General features: G+C 68.5%; 14 protein-coding genes and 1 pseudogene. 10 read left to right on the top strand and 5 right to left on the bottom strand.

Annotated elements, in window-relative coordinates; genetic code table 11:
- The first annotated feature begins 17 nt into the window (after positions 1 to 17).
- Positions 18 to 1148 (top strand): glycoside hydrolase family 12 protein, encoded by a 1131-nt coding sequence (locus ACW4TU_RS01310; RefSeq protein ID WP_457423719.1) that lies wholly within the window; start codon positions 18 to 20, stop codon positions 1146 to 1148.
- Between the two features lie 187 nt (positions 1149 to 1335).
- On the opposite strand, the gene ACW4TU_RS01315 is transcribed toward ACW4TU_RS01310, so the two are convergent.
- Positions 1336 to 2307, bottom strand: coding sequence for an expansin EXLX1 family cellulose-binding protein (locus tag ACW4TU_RS01315; RefSeq protein ID WP_457423721.1), 972 nt, complete (start codon positions 2305 to 2307; stop codon positions 1336 to 1338).
- A 490-nt stretch (positions 2308 to 2797) separates the two neighbouring features.
- On the opposite strand from ACW4TU_RS01315, the gene ACW4TU_RS01320 reads away from it, so the two are divergent.
- Together ACW4TU_RS01320 and ACW4TU_RS01325 are read left to right on the top strand one after the other, a co-directional pair.
- Complete coding sequence (locus ACW4TU_RS01320; protein ID WP_457423723.1) at positions 2798 to 4144, top strand: aldehyde dehydrogenase family protein; 1347 nt, start codon at positions 2798 to 2800, stop codon at positions 4142 to 4144.
- A 504-nt stretch (positions 4145 to 4648) separates the two neighbouring features.
- Positions 4649 to 5761 (top strand): alkene reductase, encoded by a 1113-nt coding sequence (locus ACW4TU_RS01325; RefSeq protein ID WP_457423725.1) that lies wholly within the window; start codon positions 4649 to 4651, stop codon positions 5759 to 5761.
- Positions 5762 to 6352: 591 nt separating this feature from the next.
- Here ACW4TU_RS01325 and ACW4TU_RS01330 read toward each other — a convergent pair.
- The 3 genes and pseudogenes from ACW4TU_RS01330 to ACW4TU_RS01340 form a co-directional block, all read right to left on the bottom strand.
- Positions 6353 to 7074 (bottom strand): annotated as a pseudogene (locus ACW4TU_RS01330) (IS5 family transposase); the annotation flags it as partial.
- An 857-nt stretch (positions 7075 to 7931) separates the two neighbouring features.
- Positions 7932 to 9737: an alpha-L-fucosidase gene (locus ACW4TU_RS01335; protein ID WP_457423727.1), complete on the bottom strand. Its 1806-nt coding sequence runs from the start codon at positions 9735 to 9737 to the stop codon at positions 7932 to 7934.
- A 423-nt stretch (positions 9738 to 10160) separates the two neighbouring features.
- Positions 10161 to 10997: an endonuclease/exonuclease/phosphatase family protein gene (locus tag ACW4TU_RS01340; RefSeq protein ID WP_457423729.1), complete on the bottom strand. Its 837-nt coding sequence runs from the start codon at positions 10995 to 10997 to the stop codon at positions 10161 to 10163.
- A gap of 310 nt (positions 10998 to 11307) precedes the next feature.
- Here ACW4TU_RS01340 and ACW4TU_RS01345 point away from each other — a divergent pair, with 310 nt between their 5' ends.
- From ACW4TU_RS01345 to ACW4TU_RS01360, 4 genes are all read left to right on the top strand, one after another.
- Positions 11308 to 11481 (top strand): hypothetical protein, encoded by a 174-nt coding sequence (locus ACW4TU_RS01345; RefSeq protein WP_457423731.1) that lies wholly within the window; start codon positions 11308 to 11310, stop codon positions 11479 to 11481.
- Positions 11482 to 11851: 370 nt separating this feature from the next.
- Positions 11852 to 12358: an SRPBCC family protein gene (locus ACW4TU_RS01350; protein ID WP_457423733.1), complete on the top strand. Its 507-nt coding sequence runs from the start codon at positions 11852 to 11854 to the stop codon at positions 12356 to 12358.
- A gap of 532 nt (positions 12359 to 12890) precedes the next feature.
- Positions 12891 to 14234 carry a jacalin-like lectin gene (locus ACW4TU_RS01355; protein ID WP_457423735.1) on the top strand — a complete coding sequence of 448 codons (1344 nt, stop codon included), beginning with the start codon at positions 12891 to 12893 and terminating at the stop codon, positions 14232 to 14234.
- Between the two features lie 258 nt (positions 14235 to 14492).
- A complete protein-coding gene (locus ACW4TU_RS01360) occupies positions 14493 to 16496 on the top strand; it encodes a ricin-type beta-trefoil lectin domain protein (RefSeq protein ID WP_457423737.1) in 2004 nt (667 codons plus the stop codon).
- A gap of 123 nt (positions 16497 to 16619) precedes the next feature.
- Here ACW4TU_RS01360 and ACW4TU_RS01365 read toward each other — a convergent pair whose 3' ends face one another.
- Positions 16620 to 17252, bottom strand: coding sequence for a hypothetical protein (locus ACW4TU_RS01365; RefSeq protein ID WP_457423739.1), 633 nt, complete (start codon positions 17250 to 17252; stop codon positions 16620 to 16622).
- 25 nt (positions 17253 to 17277) lie between these two features.
- On the opposite strand from ACW4TU_RS01365, the gene ACW4TU_RS01370 reads away from it, so the two are divergent.
- From ACW4TU_RS01370 to ACW4TU_RS01380, 3 genes are all read left to right on the top strand, one after another.
- Positions 17278 to 17529: a hypothetical protein gene (locus ACW4TU_RS01370; RefSeq protein WP_457423741.1), complete on the top strand. Its 252-nt coding sequence runs from the start codon at positions 17278 to 17280 to the stop codon at positions 17527 to 17529.
- 66 nt (positions 17530 to 17595) lie between these two features.
- Positions 17596 to 18585, top strand: coding sequence for a carbohydrate ABC transporter permease (locus tag ACW4TU_RS01375; RefSeq protein ID WP_457423743.1), 990 nt, complete (start codon positions 17596 to 17598; stop codon positions 18583 to 18585).
- Positions 18586 to 18590: 5 nt separating this feature from the next.
- A complete protein-coding gene (locus ACW4TU_RS01380; protein WP_457423745.1) occupies positions 18591 to 19433 on the top strand; it encodes a carbohydrate ABC transporter permease in 843 nt (280 codons plus the stop codon).
- Positions 19434 to 19531 lie beyond the last annotated feature (98 nt).

A 19531-nucleotide genomic window follows, 5' to 3' on the forward strand; every position in this document is an offset into this window, starting at 1 on the left:
CTCGGAAGAGGATCCGCATGCGTCCTTCCCCGCACCATGCCCGCAGCGCGCGTGGCCTGTTCGGCGCGCTGCTCACCTCGCTCGTCTCACTCGTGGCGCTTCTGACCACAGCGTCAGTGGCGCAGGCCGACACCACGATCTGCCAGCCCTTCGGCGCAACGACCATCCAGGGCCGCTACGTGGTGCAGAACAACCGCTGGGGCACCAGCGCCACCCAGTGCGTCGCCGTCACCGACTCGGGGTTCAGAATCACCCAGGCCGACGGATCCGTCCCCACGAACGGCGCTCCGAAGTCCTACCCGTCCGTCTACAACGGCTGCCACTACACCAACTGCTCGCCCGGAACCAACCTTCCCGCTCAGCTCAGCACCATCTCCAACGCACCTTCGGGCATCTCGTACAGCTATGTGAGCGATGCGATCTACGACGCCGCGTGCGACATCTGGCTCGATCCCACGCCCCGCACCGACGGCGTCAACCGGACCGAGATCATGATCTGGTTCAACAAGGTCGGATCCGTCCAGCCCATTGGCTCCCCGGTCGGCAACGCCAACGTGGGCGGGCGTGATTGGCAGGTGTGGTCCGGCAGCAACGGCTCGAACGACGTGCTGTCGTTCGTCGCACCGTCGGCTATCACCAGCTGGAACTTCGACGTCATGGACTTCGCCCGGCAGGCGGTCTCGCGAGGGCTCGCGCAGAACAACTGGTACCTGACAAGTGTTCAGGCAGGCTTCGAGCCCTGGCAGAACGGCACGGGCCTCGCCGTGACCTCGTTCTCCTCCACGGTCAACAAGGGCTCCTCCAGCGACCCGGGCACCCCCGGCGGATCCACGGCCTGCAAGGTGGCGTACGGGACGAACGTCTGGCAGGGCGGCTTCACCGCCGACGTCACCATCACCAACACCGGGTCCTCCTCCATCAGTGGCTGGAAGCTCGCGTTCGCCCTCCCCTCCGGGCAGCAGATCACCAACGCCTGGAACGCGAACCTGTCCGGATCGTCAGGAGCGGTCACGGCGAGCAACGTGTCCCACAACGGAGACGTGGCGGCCGGCGGCCAGGCGACCTTCGGGTTCCAGGGCTCCTCCAGCGGCACTTTCGCCAAGCCCACCGCCTTCAGCCTCAACGGCACTGCCTGCACCGCCGTGTGACATACGTTCACCTCCCGAGGCCCGCCTGATTTCCTCCTCGCAGACCGGTGGGCCCAGGAGCCGCACAGTGCCCCGGCTCCACAGAGTCCGGCCCCCTCCGGCAAGCCGACGTCGTGCTCGGATCGGCCTTCACGGCCGCGCCGTCCCCGGTCGACGGCCGGCACGGAGGGGGCCCGCCGGGGCGGGGTCAGTGCCGTGCGAACTGGACCCCTGCCGACTGCACGACATCCGGGCGCAGCGCGATCCCGTTGACGGTCAGCCGTTCTCCGTAGATGTCGGTGATCCTGATCGCGCCGCCGCACCCGCTGCCGTCGGGGGAGAGGAAATAGTTGTAGTCGGTGCGGGTCAGTCGGCGCCAGCCGCCGCCGGCGCGGACCTCCAGCCGGGCGAGCGGGTTGCGGTGGCCGATCGCCTGGATGCCGCACCAGTAGGGGCTGGATCCGTTCTTGTAGCGGATCGAGATCGTGCCCACCGCGTCGGGGCTCAACAGGCTCCAGGTGATCGCGATCCGGCCGGTCGAGATGGGTGCCAGTTTGGCGAAAGCCTGTTCGCTCAGGTCGAGTTGCCCGGGTGCACAGGGCAGCGGACATTCGTTGGTGATCTTGACCGTGACGGAGGCGCCGTTCGCCGCGTGGACGAGCACATACGCCCCGCAGGCCGCGGACGTCTCGTAGTCGGTGGTGTTCATCGCCGCGATCATCATGTCGCCGCTCGGGCCGTAGGAGCAGGCGCCGTCCCCTACCCCGGCCTGGTAGACGGTGGCGACTCCCTGGTAGGTGCTCTTGGGTCGAATCCGTCCGGCCAGGGTTGACGCGGCAGGAGCCGTCCTCGGGGCGGCCGACGTGGGCGCCGACGGGGTCGCCGAAGCCTTCAAGGGCGTGGCGCTCGCCGATGGCGACTTGGCACTGGCCGACGGGGTCGCGGAGGCCGCCGACGGGGAGGCTGTGGCGGGCTTCTTCCCTGGCGGTGTCGGCGTGGGGGTCTCCTGGGAGTCGGCCACGGCCGTGGCCGGGGCCGGCCCGGCATTCTCCTTGCCGTCGGGTTGCATCGTCATGACCAGGCAGACGAGAAGACCTGTGACGGCCAGTCCCGCGGCGGTGCCCACCATCAGGACGCGTCTGCGCCTGCGCTGCCGCGCGGCCCGGCGTGTTTCTTGCATGTCCATCCGTTCGGAAGTGCGTATTGCTGTTGCACTGGTCAGTGGCCACCGGTGGCGAAAAGGTTGCCGTCGATTCTTCGGTCGGGTCGGATGCCGGGACCGAAGAGCCGGGCGGAAGCGCTCGGCGCGGCCTCAGGGCCTCAGGGCGTGTTTTTGAAGACTGACCTCCGGACGAATCGCTGACGCCGGGCACTGTGAGCGGGTAGGCAGGAAGCATGAACGGTTCGAACCGGACGGCGAGGACGACGGCGGGCGACTACCGATGATCAAGGGGAGTTCATCAGGCCGTGCGTGCCGACGACGTGCCCGTTCCCGCCCGGGTCGCATCCGCGCCCCGCACGCACACCTTCCTGACCCAACCAGTGGTAGGCACGGCGCACGTACGCAAAGCCGTGACCTGGGTGGATGCCGGATCGTCCAGCACGCTGGCCACTGTGCCCGGCTGGAAGACGGCCGGGGCGTGGCCTGGATCAAGAACGGAGTACATCCCATGAGCGCGACACAGGGGATCGAGTCGAGGACGCATCAGAGTGAACCGGCCGCGGAGGTGGTGGGCCGCCTTCGTGCGACGTTCAACACCGGCGTCACCCGCCCACTGGACTGGCGCGTCAGCCAGCTGCAGCGGCTGCGGGCCCTGCTGGTCGAGAACGAGCAGGAACTGATCGAGGCGCTCTGGGCGGATCTGAGGAAGAACGCCGCCGAGGCGAAGATGCAGGAGATCGACTTCACCGTCGCCGACATCGACGAGACGCTGGCGAACCTCGAGAACTGGCTTCAGCCCCGCCCGGTGGAGGTTCCCGCCCACTTCGGTCCCACGACCACGGCCTACACCACGTACGACCCGCTCGGGGTCGTCCTGGTGATCGCTCCCTGGAATTTCCCGCTGCACCTTCTCATCGACCCCATCATCGGCGCCCTGGCCGCCGGGAACACCGTGGTGGCCAAGCCGAGCGAGATGTCGGTACACACCTCGGCGGTCGCATCACGACTCCTGCGTGAGTACTTCGACGCCGACGTGCTCACCGTCGTCGAGGGAGGCGCCGAGGAGACCACGGCCCTCCTGGCGCAGCGTTTCGACCAGATCTTCTACACCGGCAATGGCACCGTCGGCCGGATCGTCATGGCCGCAGCGGCCAAGCACCTCACCCCGGTCACGCTTGAACTCGGGGGCAAGTCGCCGGTCTTCGTGGCACCCGACGCCGACGTGGACGAGACCGCCAAGCGGCTGGTCGGCGCCAAGTTCGGCAACGCGGGGCAGCAGTGCATAGCCCCCGACTACGTTCTGGCCGACCCCGCCACCGCCGCCGCACTGGTCCCCGCCCTGCGCGCGGCGGTCGACGCCCAGTTCGGTCCCACCCCGCAGACCTCAGCCGACTTCGGCCGGATCATCAACGAACGGCACTTCGACCGGCTCACCCGTCTGCTGGACTCCGGCCGGGCGGCGGTGGGAGGCCGGCACGACCGCGACGACCTGTTCATCGCACCGACCGTGCTCACCGATGTCGACCCCGCATCGCCGGTCATGCAGGAGGAGATCTTCGGCCCGATCCTCGCCGTCGTCGAAGTCGAAGACCTCGACGCCGCCATCGCCTTCATCAACGAACGCGAAAAGCCCCTCGCCCTCTACGCCTTCACCACCTCCCAGGCCACCAAGGCACGCCTCGTGAACGAGACGTCCTCCGGCGGCGTCGCCTGGGGCCAGCCGGTGATGCAACTGCTCATGCCCGGCCTGCCTTTCGGCGGCGTCGGCGAAAGCGGCATGGGCCGCTACCACGGCCGCTACTCCCTCGAGACGTTCAGCCACCTCAAGGCCGTCGCGGACGTCCCGCTCAGCTAAGCCCACGCCCTCGTGAAGCAGACCGCCCGATGGGCGATCTGCCGGCGGAAGTGCCTCGCCGGTGCGAACGAGGATCGCTGAGATCGCTGTTCCCGCCACCGCCACAAGCGCGTTCCAGGTGAAGCCGTGTATCGGTCCCCTTCGCGGGGCGCGAAGAGGGAGTCGATCGCGGCGCGGCCTGCAGACACCGATCCGTACCCGGGTCCGGCGGCGGCACCCATGACTTCGTCGCCTGGCTGACTGCTGATCGTGCGCAAGGAGCGAACACCCGTACTTCGGCGGGCAGTTGCGCTTGACCGGCGCCGACGCCGACGGCATGCGGCTCTCACCGCGTTCGCCGCCAGCACCACCCACACTCCGATCGCGATCCTGGAACCGCGTCACCGTCAGCGGGCCCGCGCCTGCCCGAGGACCGCATCCGCGCCTCCGCCGGGACAGCGTGGACCCCCTGCGTCGCAGACTTTCATCCCGTTTTTCCTCCGTATTGCAGAAAGAAAGAAACCCATGACTGTCAACATTTCAGAAGTTTCGCCCGTTCCATCGCTTTTCTCCCCCGTCTCCCTCGGGAAGATCGAGCTCGCCAACCGCATCGTCATGGCACCACTGACCCGGGTCCGGGCCGGCTCCTCCGGCATCCCCGGGGACCTGATGGTCGAGTACTACCGGCAGCGGGCGAGCGTCGGAATGATCATCACCGAGGGCACCTACCCCGACCACGCGTCGCAGGGGTATGTCGGCGAGCCGGGCATCGCCACCGACGAGCAGGCGGCCGGCTGGCAGCGGGTGTTCGAGGCAGTGCACGCCGAGGGCGGCCGCATCGTCCTGCAGATCATGCACGCCGGCCGCGGCACCCACCCCGACATCAACGGCGGCCGCCGCATCCTCGCCCCCAGCGCGATCGCCATCGACAACAAGACGTTCACCGAGAAGGGCGAGCAGCCCTACCCCGTACCGGAGGCGATGACCACCGCAGAGATCCGGGCAGCCCTGGAGGACTTCGTCGCCGCGGCCCGCCGGGCCGTCGAGGCGGGAGCGGACGGCGTGGAAATCCACGGCGCCAACGGTTACCTGCTCCAGGAGTTCCTCTCCCCGGCGGCCAACCAGCGCACCGATGGCTACGGCGGCTCGCCGCACAACCGCGCCCGCTTCGTCGTCGAGGTCGTCACGGCGGTCGCCCAGGCCGTGGGTGCCGAGCGGGTCGGGCTGCGGATCTCGCCGGAGGTCGACCTCGGAGACGTCTTCGAGACCGACCGGGACGACGTCCTGGCCACCTACGGCACCCTGATGGACCAACTGCGCCCGCTGGGCCTGGCCTACCTCTCCGTACTGCACGCCGAGCCGGGCGGCGACCTTGTACAGGAGCTGCGGCGGCGCTTCGACGGCAAGCTGATCGTCAACAGCGGCCCCTTCGGGGGGCAGACCACCCGCGAGCAGGCGCTCCAGCAGATCGAGGCCGACCACGCCGACGCCGTGGTCGTGGGCCGGGCCCTCATCGCCAACCCCGACCTGGTCGAGCGCTGGCAGGGTGGCCATCCGGAGAACGAGCCGCGGCCGGAACTGTTCTACGGGCCGGGCGCGGAAGGCTACACCGACTACCCCTTCCTCGAAGCGGCTTGAGGCCCACGGTCACGCCTGTCCATGCGGCAGCCCCACTCGCACATGGACAGGCGCCCGACCGGCGACACTGTGCCCGTCCCTTTGAGCCCGCGGTCACACCGGCGATCACCGGCTCGAGGTGTCGGGTCCGTCAGGGCGTTGACGGTCCGCGGGTTCCTGGTCAGCAGTCTGCGTTCGGTGACCTCGTAGAGCACATCGCTCTCGTGCGTGGCCACCACGGCGGCCTTCGGCCACAGCTGACGCCTGTGACAGTTTTCCGGCGGCGGCCCATCCACCAGGTCCGCCTCCCGTAGGGGAGTCCTTCGCCGATATCCGTCCCCGCTGCACACCAGCGCCCATACCGTCCAGCCCGAACGCTGGGAACGCGGGTGACGAAAGGGGCTGTCGGTGGGGCGGGATCTGGGTCTGGACAGGGTGGTGGACTACTTCACCCTGTCCTGCGACGAGGCGGGCTGGTTACGGAACAACAGCGGCGCCACCGGGCCGGGCCCGCCGTCCAGCTGAAATTTTGCGGCGGCGACCTCGGAGACGGTTGACGAGTTACCTGGCACCTGATTCGCCGCTCGTCAACGGCTCCCCAAGGTGGTGGCGCGGACGACGCTGAGTGATCACGGGTGCGCCCTGCCGGCCCCGGGGGCAACCGGTGGTGGTCTTCTTCGTCCAGCTGTCGGTGCGGGGGCCTTTGCGGGTGAGGCGCCTGCTCATGAGCGTGATGAGTGACCAGGTCATATGGGCTTCGCTGTGCTGCGGGAGTCGTTCGTAGTCCCTTGCGCTGCGGCGGGCGCGCATGGTCCAGCCGATCGTGCGCTCGACACGCCAGCGGCGGGGCAGGACGACGAAGCCCTTGGCGCCCTTGGGCCGCGAGACGGTCTTGAGGGTGATGTGGAGGAAGTCGCGGGCCCAGTCGACGAGCTGGCCTGCGTAGGCGGAGTCCGCCCAGACCTGCGTGATCTGGGGGTGGGTGACGCGCAGGCGCCAGAGCAGTTCGCGGGCGGCGTCCCGGTCGGTCATGTCGGCGGGCGTCACCAAGATCATGACGGGGAGTCCCTTGGTGTCGACCGCGAGGTGTCTCTTCCTCCCGTTGATCTCCTTGCCGGCGTCATATCCGCGGGTGGCCCTGCTGACGGTCTCGGCGGCCTTCACCGACTGCGAGTCGACGATCAGCGTGACCGGGAAGGGGCACCGGCCAGGTTGGTACGGATCTGGCGCCGCAGCTGATCGCGGATCCAGGCAACCACTCCGGCCCGGTTCCACCTTGCGAAAAACCCGTAGACGGTCTCCCAGGGCGGGTAATCCGCAGGCAGAGCCCTCCACGATGATCGGAGTCAGGTTCTCCGCCGCCGCGACATCACGGAGCTGCCGGCCCCGGCCGACCTGCGACTTCTTCAGCCTCGTCGCGGCCACGAACTGCTCGTAACGCGCCCGCGTGACGTTCCCGACCCGCTCCGGCATGACGCCCCGGGCCGGGCCGGCCGCCCCATGGCGACCGTCAACAAGGCACCCGCCCAGGTCACCTCAAACGGTGACGCGCACCCGAGATCGCGGAGCAGAGCGCGAAGCGGGGGCGCTCGAAGCACCCGCCGTCCGCCGCCACAACCCGTGAACAACGCGAGTGGCCAGCGAGGCTCAACTTCCGTTCGCCTGCGGCGTTTCCGCAACACTGTTCCGTGACGCCTGCCTCTGCCGACAGGCCCTCACCCGGCACCTCTGCGAGCAGTACCGGGCCGACCGCGCCCGTTCGACACCCGCCGTCCAGTCCCGCCCGCAGACCGGGCACTCAGCCCGTTCCCCACGCTGGATCGCCACCACCCTCAGCCGGGCCTGCTCAAGCACCCGCCAATGCCGTGACCTGCACCTACCGGAACAGAACACGGCCTTCACCGCCATCGTCGACGGCAACGGATCACCACACTCCCGGCAGTACCGCCGGCCCACCCCTCGCGACGCCACAACCCCTGATCGTCGCGGCGGTCAGACGGCAAGACCAGCCTTCAAAAACACGCACTCAGCGGCTTCCCATCCCTCCCCGGACGGCAGCGCATGTCCCGCAGGTGACCGCTTCTGCGGTGTGGGGCCACCCGCAGGGTCGGCCGGGACGGTGGCACGACTACCGCCGCCGGTGCCGTGTGATCCGGGGTGGCGAGCCCCGGGCGCGCCACCCCGGGGCCGCTCAGCCGAGCTTGGTCATGTTCCACTGCTGCGGGGCGCCACCGTTGGGGGTCCACTGGATGATCTGGGTCGAGTCCGCGCCGTTGTTGGCGTTGTCCAGCGCCTTTCCGCTGTGCCGGTTGACGAGCCGGAACGCGCCGCCGCCCAGCGCGGTGACGGCCCACTGCTGCTGAGAAGCGCCGGTGTCGGTCCGCTGCACCATCACTCCGCTGTCGGAGGTGCTGTTGTTGTCGTCGAGGGCCTTGCCGCTGCGGACGCAGACCAGTTTGTAGTAGCCGTGGCCCTGGTCGGTGACCGTCCACTGCTGCGGCGTACCGCCGTTGACGGTCCACTGGATGATCGGGTTGCCGTCGCCGCCGGTGTTGCCGTTGTCGAGGGCCTTGCCGCTCTGGGCGCAGACCAGCCGGTAGACGCCGACGGCGAGGACGGCCGGCATGCCGCTGACCTCCACGCAGACGACGGAGTCGTTCGGGTTGGGCGCGGTGCTCGGCACGCTGACGTTGATCTGCCCGCCGCTGACCCAGTAGTTGAGCGAGGCGGAGGGGTTGTTCATCAGATAGACGCGGTTGATCGTGTTGTACACCGCCGGAATCTGCAGGGTGCCGCCCGTGGGCCAGTCGAAGACGTGGGCGAAGAGCTTGCCGTTCTTCCTGGTGACCCTGCCCCAGGCCGGGTCGGTGGCGAAAGGGCTGCCGCTGGTGCCGTGGATGCTGTCGCCGTGGGTGGCCATCCAGGAACCCATGCCGTTCAGAACGGTCACGGATCCGGCGGTCACGCTGCCATCGCCCTTGGGGCCGATGTTGAGCAGGTAGTTGCCGTCCCGCGAGACGACGGTGACCATCTCCCGGATCATGGTCTGGACCGAGCGGTACTGGTTCTCCTTCCACTGGTTGTAGCCCCAGGCGTCGTTCATGGTGGCGCATGCCTCCCACGGCCGGTCCAGCGGCGCGTCGGGTATGCCGAACTCCGCGACCGCGTAGTCGCCGAGACCGTGGTCCCGCTTGACGCGTTCGTTGACGATGAGGCTGGGCTTGCGGGCCATCAGCCAGTTGTACAGATCCACGCCGTCGGCCTGGGTCCACCAGTCGTCCAGGTTGGGAGTGGAGGGGTTGGCGCACCAGTCGCCGTCGAACCAGAGGACGGCCGGGTCGTAGCGGTTCAGCAGTTCCTGCAGTTGGGCCTTCATGTCGTTGATGTAGCCGGTGCGGGCGGACAGCGACGACATGTCGGAGTAGTAGTTGACGCGGTCGATGGTCTGAGAGAGGTGGCTCCAGTCGAGGATCGAGTAGTAGAGCCCGAACCTGATGCCCCGGCTCTCGCACTCGGTCTTCAACTGGGCCAGCAGGTCGGGCTGGAAGTTGTTGTAGTCGTGCAGGTTGTACAGCTTGGTGCCGCTGGCGTCGGTGAAGCCCGGGACGTTGGAGTCCCACATCGCGTAGCCCTCATGGTGCTTGGCGGTGATCACGAGGTACTTCATGCCGGCGTTCTGGGCCAGTTGGGCGATGGTGGCCGCGTTGAAGGCGTTCGGGTTGAACTTCGCGGTCACCTCGGCCTGGTAGGCGGCCTTGGTCCAAGAAGGGTTGGTATCGGCGCTGAACGCCCACTCACCGTGCCCGAGGTAGGAGTAGGACCCGAAGTGGATGAACATCCCGAAGCGGGCCTGGTACCACCAGTCCAGCTTCGAGTTGACGGAGTAGGCCTCGGCCGTGTCGGGCCACAGGACCTGCGGCAGACCGAACGCCACGGTTCCGCCGGCGAGGGCTGCGGCCTTGATGAGGGAGCGCCTGCTGAGGGGTGCGGAGGACATCGTGCGGCTCCTGGAGGGTGAAGGACACGGTGGTTGGTGTCCGCGGGGGCTCCAGCAGGCCTCACGGACATCGGATGTATTAACGGCCGCGGTCGCACTCCATGTCTATAGGGAAGACAGTGAATTCAGAACATCCCTGTTCAAGACCCCATGGCTCAAATTCGGAGACAGAACACATGGGATGACTACCGAGGTTTGGTCGGAGATGGAGAAGGGGAATGGGCTGCGGTGCGAGCACCCGATCGAGGGTGCCGGTGACGGCGAGGGCGGTGATCGCCGCCGGTCGCGTACGGGCGCCGCGCGAACGGGCCGGACAGGCCGCCGATCGGCCCGTCACCAGCCACCCAGCCGGGCACAGCCTCGGCCGTGCGGAAGGGGACTCACGATGCCCCTCCCCCAGACGTCAACGGTCGCGGGGGCGCTTTACGTTGGGTTGAGGTCGGTGTACAGCAGATGGTGGTCCGAGTACGCGGTGGGTTGCACCCGGTGCCGGAGCGGAGTGATTCCTCGCAGGAAGACGTAGTCGAACTTGCTCTGCCAGTCGGTGGTCGGCTCACACGTGCCGCCGGACGAGGGGCGGCACTGAGCATCCGTATCCGTGGCCAGCGCCCACATCGGGGTGAGTTCGGGAGCATCCGACACCGCGTTGAAGTCACCGAGAACGATTGCGCGCTCGTGTCGGGCGACAGCTGCGGCGAGTACCCGGACCTGCGCTGCCCGGAACGATTCCTGACGCCGTTGGGCGAGGTGTGTGTCGAAGACCCGGACAGGCCGGCCACCCACCATCGTGGTGACTGCCATGTACCCGCGGTCTTCGGATCCGCCGTCGGGGTACTCCACGTTGACGCGGTCTGTCATCGGCGCCGCGGAGAGGATCGCCTGGCCGAAGCCTCCCGGACTCCACGGCACTCCCCCGCAACGGCCCCAACTCTGAAGTACCGAGCCGTACTTGACGTGGTAGACCAGCCCGTATCGGCGCTCCAGCTGGTCCCGGATCCCCTCGACGTCACGCACGCACGCTTCCTGCAGGCCGATGACCTGGGGCGCATACGCGGCGATCTCCGCCGCCCGGTCGACGTTGCTTTCGTCGCAGGGATTGCAGATGTTCCACGTCATGACCCGGTTCGGTACGACCTCCCGCACGGCATCGACGGGCAGTGACCTCGCGAAGAGGGCGTCGCTCGGCGCGCTGGGGCCGACGAGCACCATGCAGGCCAGGGTCAACGCGCCCGCGAGCAACTGCGTACCCCTGCCAAGCATCGTCGCCTCCTCAATCCGCTGCACACGGCATCTCACGTTTCCCTGCACGAGGTTAGAGGACGGGGCTGTCAGCACCACACGCCCACGGGTCGAATCCGTCGCCGTCGCCGACCGCACCGGCCAGGACGCGCATCCTGGGCACCTCCGGATCAGTCGAGGTGACCGTCCGACTGCCCACCGGCTCCCGCGTCGAGGCGAAGACGGCCGGCGCCGACCTGCGGGGTGTGGGACGGCTCGGCGATGTCATCCAGGAGACATCCAGGAGAGCGCGCAGGGCACGGTCAAGGGGGCACCCTGCGCACCGAGGCCGGTGACATCACGGTCGGCGCCACCTGCGCACCCTTCGCGACCGTCCTCGACCCTGGACACCACCACCGCCTACGGCCGCATCGACAACGCCCTCAAGAACACCGACGGCGTCACCGCCAAACTCGCCACCCGGACGACCACCAAGCACGGCACCATCACCGCCCGCAGCCTCTGATCAGGGCACCCGCCGTGAAGTCGCCGCTGGCACAGAAGCCCGAGTCGGCGGCCCCGGCCCCTCCTCGCCCCATCACCTCCTTCATACGGTTTGTGATCTTCGGAGATGGCGTGCGTCGGCGTGCTCTCCGGCGTCGCGGTTCCGCTCTCGGTCACGACCTTCCCCTGGGCGGTCCCGAACGCGATCATCACCAGCGCCTCCAACCGACGGCCGCTCAGTACGGGACCGTCCGCCCCGCTACCACGGAGGCGCTCCGCAGCGGGACGGACGAGTGGGCCGAGGTCCTGGACAGAGTCGTTTCGCCCCGGGTTCGCCTGTACCGGAATGGGCACTTGGCTGTGAACCGACGCACGATTCATGGAGGTGTGACGTGGCGGTACGGCATCGTCTGATCAAGGTGAGTCCGCAGACCGTGTGGGCCGTCCTCGCCGACGGCAGCCGGTATGCGGAATGGGTGGTGGGAACGTCGGAGTCCAAGCCGGTGCGGGGGCAGTGGCCGCAGGTGGACTCGGCGATCGGCTACGAAGTCCGGGTGGGCCCGCTGCGGCTCACCAACGAGACGGTCGTCCGGCATTGCGAAGAATTCTCCGAGCTGGAAATGGAGGCGCAGGCAGGCATCCTGGGAACGGCGCGGATCGCCATCGAGCTCCGCCCCTGGGGAAAGCACTGCCTGGTCATCGCGGACGAGCACCCACTACAGGGAGCGGGCGGACTGCTCCACAACGTCGGAGTGGATGCGCTGATCCAACTGCGGCACCGTGCGATGCTGGCCCGGCTCGCCCGGGTCTGCGAGGCGCAGGAACGAACCGAACAGCCGGAAGTCCTCCGGGAACGACGCAGGGCGGCAGCTCTCGGTGCCAACGGCGGTCGTGCCTGACGCGGTGGTGATCGGCATCGGCCCCGACGGGCTGGTGGCGGCCGACCCGCCGGCTGACCTGGGACGGAGCGTGCAGGTACGCGCGGTGCGACTGGCCCGGTCACCCTGCACACCGACGCCGAGGCCCTCGGTCGCGTCGCCCGCCGCACAAAGGTGTCCTCGGGTTCGATGTCGGTGACCCGGCTCCGGCTCGGGGGCGGGTCGTCGTCCGCGGCTCGGTCCGACCGACGCGGGCGGCGATCCGTTCCCGGCGGGCGGTCGGCCGCGCGGGGAGGCCGCCTGGGCCTTCTCGGCGGAGGCTTCGGGGTCACGGCCGTGCTGTTGGGACTTATCCGCGGCCGTCAACGCACCCGCCGCGGCGTCGGGTGTTCCCTGCCGTGAACGGGCCGCTGCAGGGATCCAAACCGTCCATGTACGGCAGGGCTGCACCTGTGAATGACCGTCCAACCTCTCGACAAACCTGGGGTGACCGGCGGTAACTTCTGCCACGTCCCCACCGCAACCGCTTTCCCTCCCCAGGAGACACTCCCCCATGCGCAGACTCGTCGCCGGCCTTGCGGCCGGCGCCGCCGTCCTCGGCGGGCTCACCGTGGCCGCGACGCCCGCCTCGGCCGCAGACTCGGGCAGCTTCAGCGTCCTGAGTTACAACGTGGCCGGCCTGCCCGAGGCCATCTCCAGCGCACCCACACCGCGCGAGTCCAGCACCACGACGATCGGCCAGCGCATAGCGCCGTACGACATCGTCAACGTGCAGGAGGACTTCAACTACCACTCCTACCTCTACGCGGCCGACACCGCGCATGCCTACCGAACCGCCACCAGCGGTGGCGCCGGCATCGGCAGCGGGCTCAACACGCTGTCGAAGGTCGCCTACGACGAGGACGACTTCGAGCGGGTCGGCTGGAACTCCTGCACCTACGGGTCGGGTGACTGCCTGACACCCAAGGGGTTCACCTTCATGCGTGAGCGCCTGGCCGAGGGCGTCTACGTCGACTTCTACAACCTGCACACCAACGCCGGCACCAACGACGACGACCTCGTCGCCCGCGCCGACAACCTCAGCCAGCTCTCCGCCTTCATCGCCACCCACTCCGCCGGCAACGCCGTCGTGGTCATGGGTGACACCAACACCCGCTACACCCGCTCCGGCGACACCATCGCCGAGTTCACCGCCGCCAACGGGCTGACCGACGCCTGGGTCCAGCTGATCCGCGGCGGCAGCGCGCCCGCCAAGGGCAGCGACGCCCTGGTCTGCGACCAGACCGGGACCACCGTCCCCAACACCTGCGAGGTCGTCGACAAGATCCTCTACCGCGGCAGCAAACTCGTCTCGCTCAACGCCACGTCCTACAACAACGAACACGCCAAGTTCCTCGAGACCGGCACTGGTCTCATGCTCTCCGACCACGACCCGCTCACCGCCGGTTTCACCTGGTCGCGCAATGCCGCCTTCCAGCTCAGCGACCAGTTCGGCGGCCCGCACGGCGACTACTACAACGACATCGGCAGTGTCACCGCCGGCGCCCGTGCCACCACCATCGCCCTGCGCGCCGGCTCCCGGGTCGACCAGCTGAGCGTGACCCTGGCGAACGGCACGACGCTCGCCCACGGCGGAACGGGCGGTACCGCGTCCTCGCTGACGCTGGGCAGCACCGAGTACGTGACGTCGGCGTACCTGTGCCAGGGCGTCAAGGACTCCCAAACACGGATCTTCTACGCCAAGTTCACGACCAACCTCGGCCGCACCCTGGCCGGCGGCACCACCACCTCCGACTGCGTCACCCGCACCGCGCCGACCGGCTGGCAGATCGCCGGGTTCCACGGTCGCTCCGGTGACGAGGTCGACAAGATCGGCTTCATCTACACCCAGCGCTGAGCGAGCGACGGGCGTGGCCTGTGCGCACAGACTTCACCAATGATGTCCGAGGTGATTGACGCGTGCATGGCCACGCCCTACCTTCTGACCGATTCACCGAACCACGTTCGGTATATCGACTTACGCCTGCCGTCACGGGCAACGCCGCCCATGAGGCGGGGGCGCGCCGGCGGACGACTTCCCCGGCTACCGCCGCCACCACCACAGACCGGCAGTACGCGACCTTCCGCATCGCGTACTGATCAGGAAAGGCTCTCCATGTCGCACCCCCTCGCCGCGCGCGGCTGGGCCAGACGCGTCACCGTGCGCGTCGTCGCCCTCGCTCTCGTGCTGGCCGGCCTGACTGCCGTGGCCGGCCGCGATCCGTCGGTGTCGCCGGCCACCGAGCCGGTCGCCGTCAGCACCACCCAGGCCGCCGTCACCCCGCCGTCGATGGGCTGGGCGTCCTGGAACAGCTTCGCCAGCAGCATCGACTTCGACGTCATCAAGCAGCAGACCGACGCCCTGGTCTCCTCCGGCATGGGGGCGGCCGGCTACCAGTACGTCAACCTCGACGACGGCTGGTGGCAGGGCGATCGCGCCTCCGACGGCACCATCACCGTCGACGCGGATCTGTGGCCGACCGGCATGAAGGCCGTCGCCGACTACATCCACAGCAAGGGTCTGAAGGCCGGCATCTACAGCGACGCGGGCAAGAACGGCTGCGGCTACTACTACCCCACCACCCGCGCCGCGGCCCCCAACACCGGTATGGAGGGCCACTACCAGCAGGACCTGGAGACCTTCCAGCGCTGGGGCTTCGACTACGTCAAGATCGACTGGTGCGGCGGCAAGGTGGAGGGCCTCGACCCGGAGACGACGTACAAGGCGATCGCCGCCGCAAACGAGGCCGCCACCGCCGTGACCGGCCACAAGCTGGTGCTGTCCTTCTGCGAGTGGGGCACCGGACTGCCGTGGAACTGGGCCGCCGGTTACGGCGATCTGTGGCGCACCAGCACCGACGTCATCCTGTGGGGCCAGACCGCGACCACGGGCATGATGCTCACCAACTTCGACCGCGGCCTGCAACCGGCCGCCCAGCACACCGGCTACTACAACGACCCCGACATGCTGATGGTCGGCATGAGCGGCTTGACCGCCGCCCAGAACCGGCTGCACATGGGCCTGTGGGCCATCTCCGGCGCCCCGCTGCTGGCCGGCAACAACCTCGCCACGATGAGCACCGCCACCCGCGACATCCTCACCAACCGCGAGGTCATCGCCATCGACCAGGACACCCGCGGGCTGCAGGGCGTCAAGGTCGCCGAGGACACCCGCAACCTTCAGGTGTACGGCAAGGTCCTCACCGGCACGGGCAAGCGCGCGGTGCTGCTGCTCAACCGGACCTCCTCCTCGGCGTCCATGACCGTACGCTGGGCCGACCTCGGTCTGACGACTGCCTCCGCGTCGGTGCGCAATGTCTGGACGGCCACCAACGCCGGTTCCTACGCCACGAGTTACTCCACCATCGTGCCGGCGAACGACGCCGTCCTGCTCACCGTCTCCGGCACCGAGGCGTCCGGGTCGACCTACGAGGACACCACCGCCGCCACCACGCCCACCTTCGGTGCCGTCACGACCGGCGCGGCCGGCACCAAGCTGGTGGACATCACCTACGCCAACGGCGGCAGCACCGCCCGCAAGGCCACCGTCCAGGTCAACGGCCAGTACAGCCAGGTCGTCGCCTTCCCGCCGACCGGCTCGGCAACGACCTATCGCACGGTGTCCGTACTGGCGCACCTCGCCAAGGGCACTAACACCGTGCGCTTCGCGGCGGTTTCCGGCAGCGGCACACCCGACATCGACGCGATCCGTGTCCAGGGCGTCCCGGGGACCAACGGTGTCGCCCTCGTCGGCGTCGCCTCGGCCCGGTGCGCCGGCCTGGAGAAGAACACCATCACCGACGGCTCCCAGGCCATCCTGTGGGACTGCTTCGGCGGGCGGAACGAGACCTTCACGCAGACCTCGCGCGGTGAGCTCGTCGTCTACGGCAACAAGTGTCTGGACGCCGACGGCGCCGGCACCACCAACGGCACGAAGGTCATCATCTGGGACTGCACCGGCGGCACCAACCAGAAGTGGACCGTCCACTCCGACGGCACCGTCACCAACGACCTGTCGGGCCTGTGCCTCGACGCCGAGGAAGCGGCGACCGCCAACGGCACCAAGTTGCTCCTGTGGACCTGTAACGGCCAGACCAACCAGCAGTGGACCCTCAACTGATCCTCAGCTGACCCGCACCGCCACCCCGTCGCCCGTCACCGAGCCGGTCGTGGAACCGGTCCCGGCGACGGGCGGTGTCGTCTGGGGAAGCCATCGTTCGAGACTTCTGCTCACAGCCGGAAATCAGCCGGGGGAAGGGCCCGGCCAGACGGCCGAGGCGTCGTCGCGGTCGGGGTCGGGCAGGCGGATCGGGCGGACGGGGACGGTGTGGGTACCGTCCTTCGACGTGACCGTCCACGGGGCGGCGTGGCCGGAGTAGCACAGGGTGGTCAGGGCGAAGACGCCGTCGGCGTAGACCTCGACGTATTCGCCGACGGTGAGGATGCGCAGGGTCGCGGCGGGTTGGGTCAGCACCGTCTCGTCCAGCCGATCCCCGAGGGGGCCGGTGATCCAGAGGTTCTTGCCGTCGCAGCCGACGCGAAGCGCCGGACGGCCGCCGTCGGGGGTGTCGGTGCGCAGGGTGATCTCGACGCGGCCGGTGAGGGTGAGGTCGCCGACCGCGTGCAGTGCGGCCTGTTCGGTCTCCTCGCCGAGCCAGGTGTCCAGGCCGGGCCACCATTCCAGGCGGGGTGCCTCGTCCGGGGAGGTGACCAGGAGTTTGGGCTGGGCGAGCATGCCACGGCAGCGTTCACCGGAGTCGGTGAGGTTCACGCGTCGGGGAGTTGTGTGCAGCACGACACGGGAGCCGTCGGGGGCGTGGACGACGCGGGGGGCGTAGGAACCGGTCGGGAAGGCCAACGGTTCGGTCCCCGGCACCAAGTCCACGCTCGCCAAAAGTGAGTTGTACAAGCAGGGCGGTCCGCTCCAGCTCTTCGCCGACCAGCTCGCCAAGCCGTGCGGCGACCGCGACATCAGCAGGTCCTGCGTCGCAGTCACCCGTCCGGTGACCGCCGGATATCCCACGGTCACCGCGAAGTTCTACCAGGCCCTGAACTCGATCTACAGCGGTACGGACCCGAAGTCGGCCCTGGAGAAGGCCGCCCGCGCCATCGACCAGGACTTCTCCGACAACGCCGGCTACCAGATCCCGTAGGAACCGACGGCCGGGGCGGGCACGCGACACGCCGTGCCCGCCCCGTCAGGAAAAGGACGCACACCCGTGAAAACCGTGGAACCCGCGCACACCGCGGCACCGGGCGCGGAGCAGACCTCCTCCGGTCCGTCCGCAAAGCTTCCGAAGGCGGGGCGCAAGAACCAGGACTGGCTGCACGGACTGCTCATGGCCGCCCCGGCCGTCGGCGGACTGATCGCCTTCGTCGGTATCCCCTTCGGCTACGCCGTCGTGCTCTCCTTCTACAACGTGCGGCTCGGCTCCCCGCTGGAGCCGTCGTTCTTCGGCGTGGAGCACTACCGGCGCCTGTTCACCGACCCGGACCAGTCCGGCCCGTTCCTGCGGGCGCTGCTGAACAACCTGACCTTCGCCGTGGTGGTCGTACCGCTGCAGACAGGTCTCGCCCTCGGCCTCGCGATCCTCCTCAACCGCAAGCTCAAGGCCATCGGCCTCTTCCGGTCCCTGTTCTTCATGCCGGTGGTCTTCCCGATGGCGCTGGTCGCCGTGATCTGGCGGCTGATCCTGGCCCGCAGCGAGCAGGGCATGCTCAACTCCCTGCTGGACACGGTGAGTTTCGGCAACTGGGGTGCCTTCGACTGGCTCGGCGACGGAGCCACCGCGATGGCCTCGATCATCGTGCTGTCGGTGTGGCAGGGCGTCGGTTTCCAGATGGTCATCCTGCTGGCCGGCCTTCAGCAGATCCCGGGTGAGCTGTACGAGGCCGCCGAACTCGACCGTGCCAGTCGCCTGCAGCAGTTCCGGCATGTCACCCTGCCCGGCATCCGCGGCACGCTCGTCTTCGTCGCGCTGCTGACCTCGGTGATGTCCTTCCGGGTCTTCGACCAGGTGTACATCCTCATCCGCGGCGGCGGTCTGGCCGAGGACGCCGCCCGCACGGTGATGTACCAGGCCGTGACCACCGCGTTCGACCAGAACAACGTCGGCCAGGCGTCCGCGATCACCGTCGTGTTCTTCCTGATCGTCCTCGTCCTGACGATCGTCCAGCGCCGCCTCGTCCGGCCCGACAACGAGGACTGACAGCCATGGCCATGACCCGCACTCCCGTCCGCCTCGTCCTCGACTACACCGTTCTCAGCGTCCTGGCGTTCGTCTTCGCACTGCCCGCCCTCTACCTGTTCCTGGGCAGCCTCAAGCCGTCCGACGAGGTCCTGAACGGATTGTCCGGCTTCCTGCCCACGCACCTGTCCTTCGACAACTACTCCGCCGTCCTGAGCAGCCTCAACTCGGACAGCACCGGCTACTTCTGGCAGTTCATGGGTGTCTCGGTGCTGCTGGCCTTCGTGGTGGTGACGGGCGGGCTGTTCGTCAACTCGATGGCGGCGTACGGCCTTTCCCTGCTGAGGGGGCGCGGGCGGCGGGCCCTGTTCACCCTCGTCCTGCTGCTGATGCTGGTCCCGTTCGAGTCGGTGGCCGTCCCGCTCTTCTACATGTTCAACGGCCAGCGCAACACGACCTATATCCAGGCGCTGCCGTTCATCGCCAACGCCTTCTCCGTCTACCAGTTCCACACGTTCTTCCGGCAGATCCCGACGAGTATCGAGGAGGCCGCCAAGCTGGACGGCGCGGGCCCCTGGCGCACCTTCTTCGCGATCATCGTCCCGATGTCGAAGCCGGCGTTCGCCTCGGTCGCGATCCTCACCTTCCTCATCCAGTGGGGCTCCTTCCTGTGGCCGGTCCTGATGGTCTCCGATCCGTCGGTACGCCCCCTCCCCCTGGAGATCAGCGTGTTCCAGGGCCAACAGCCCCCGGACTGGGGCCAGATCCTCGCCTTCGGCGTCCTGCTCGTCCTGCCCGTACTGGTGGTCTTCGTCTTCTTCCAGCGCTGGTTCGTCCAGGGCGTGGCCAGCTCCGCGGTCAAGGGCTGAGAGAGCCGACGTCCCCCCTCGCCGAGCGACGGGTACGGGCGGCCCCCTACGCCCGAGACGGCGAACCGGGGGATGGATCGGCCCCCTTCCCATCAGGG

Source organism: Streptomyces kryoterrae (assembly GCF_054072135.1).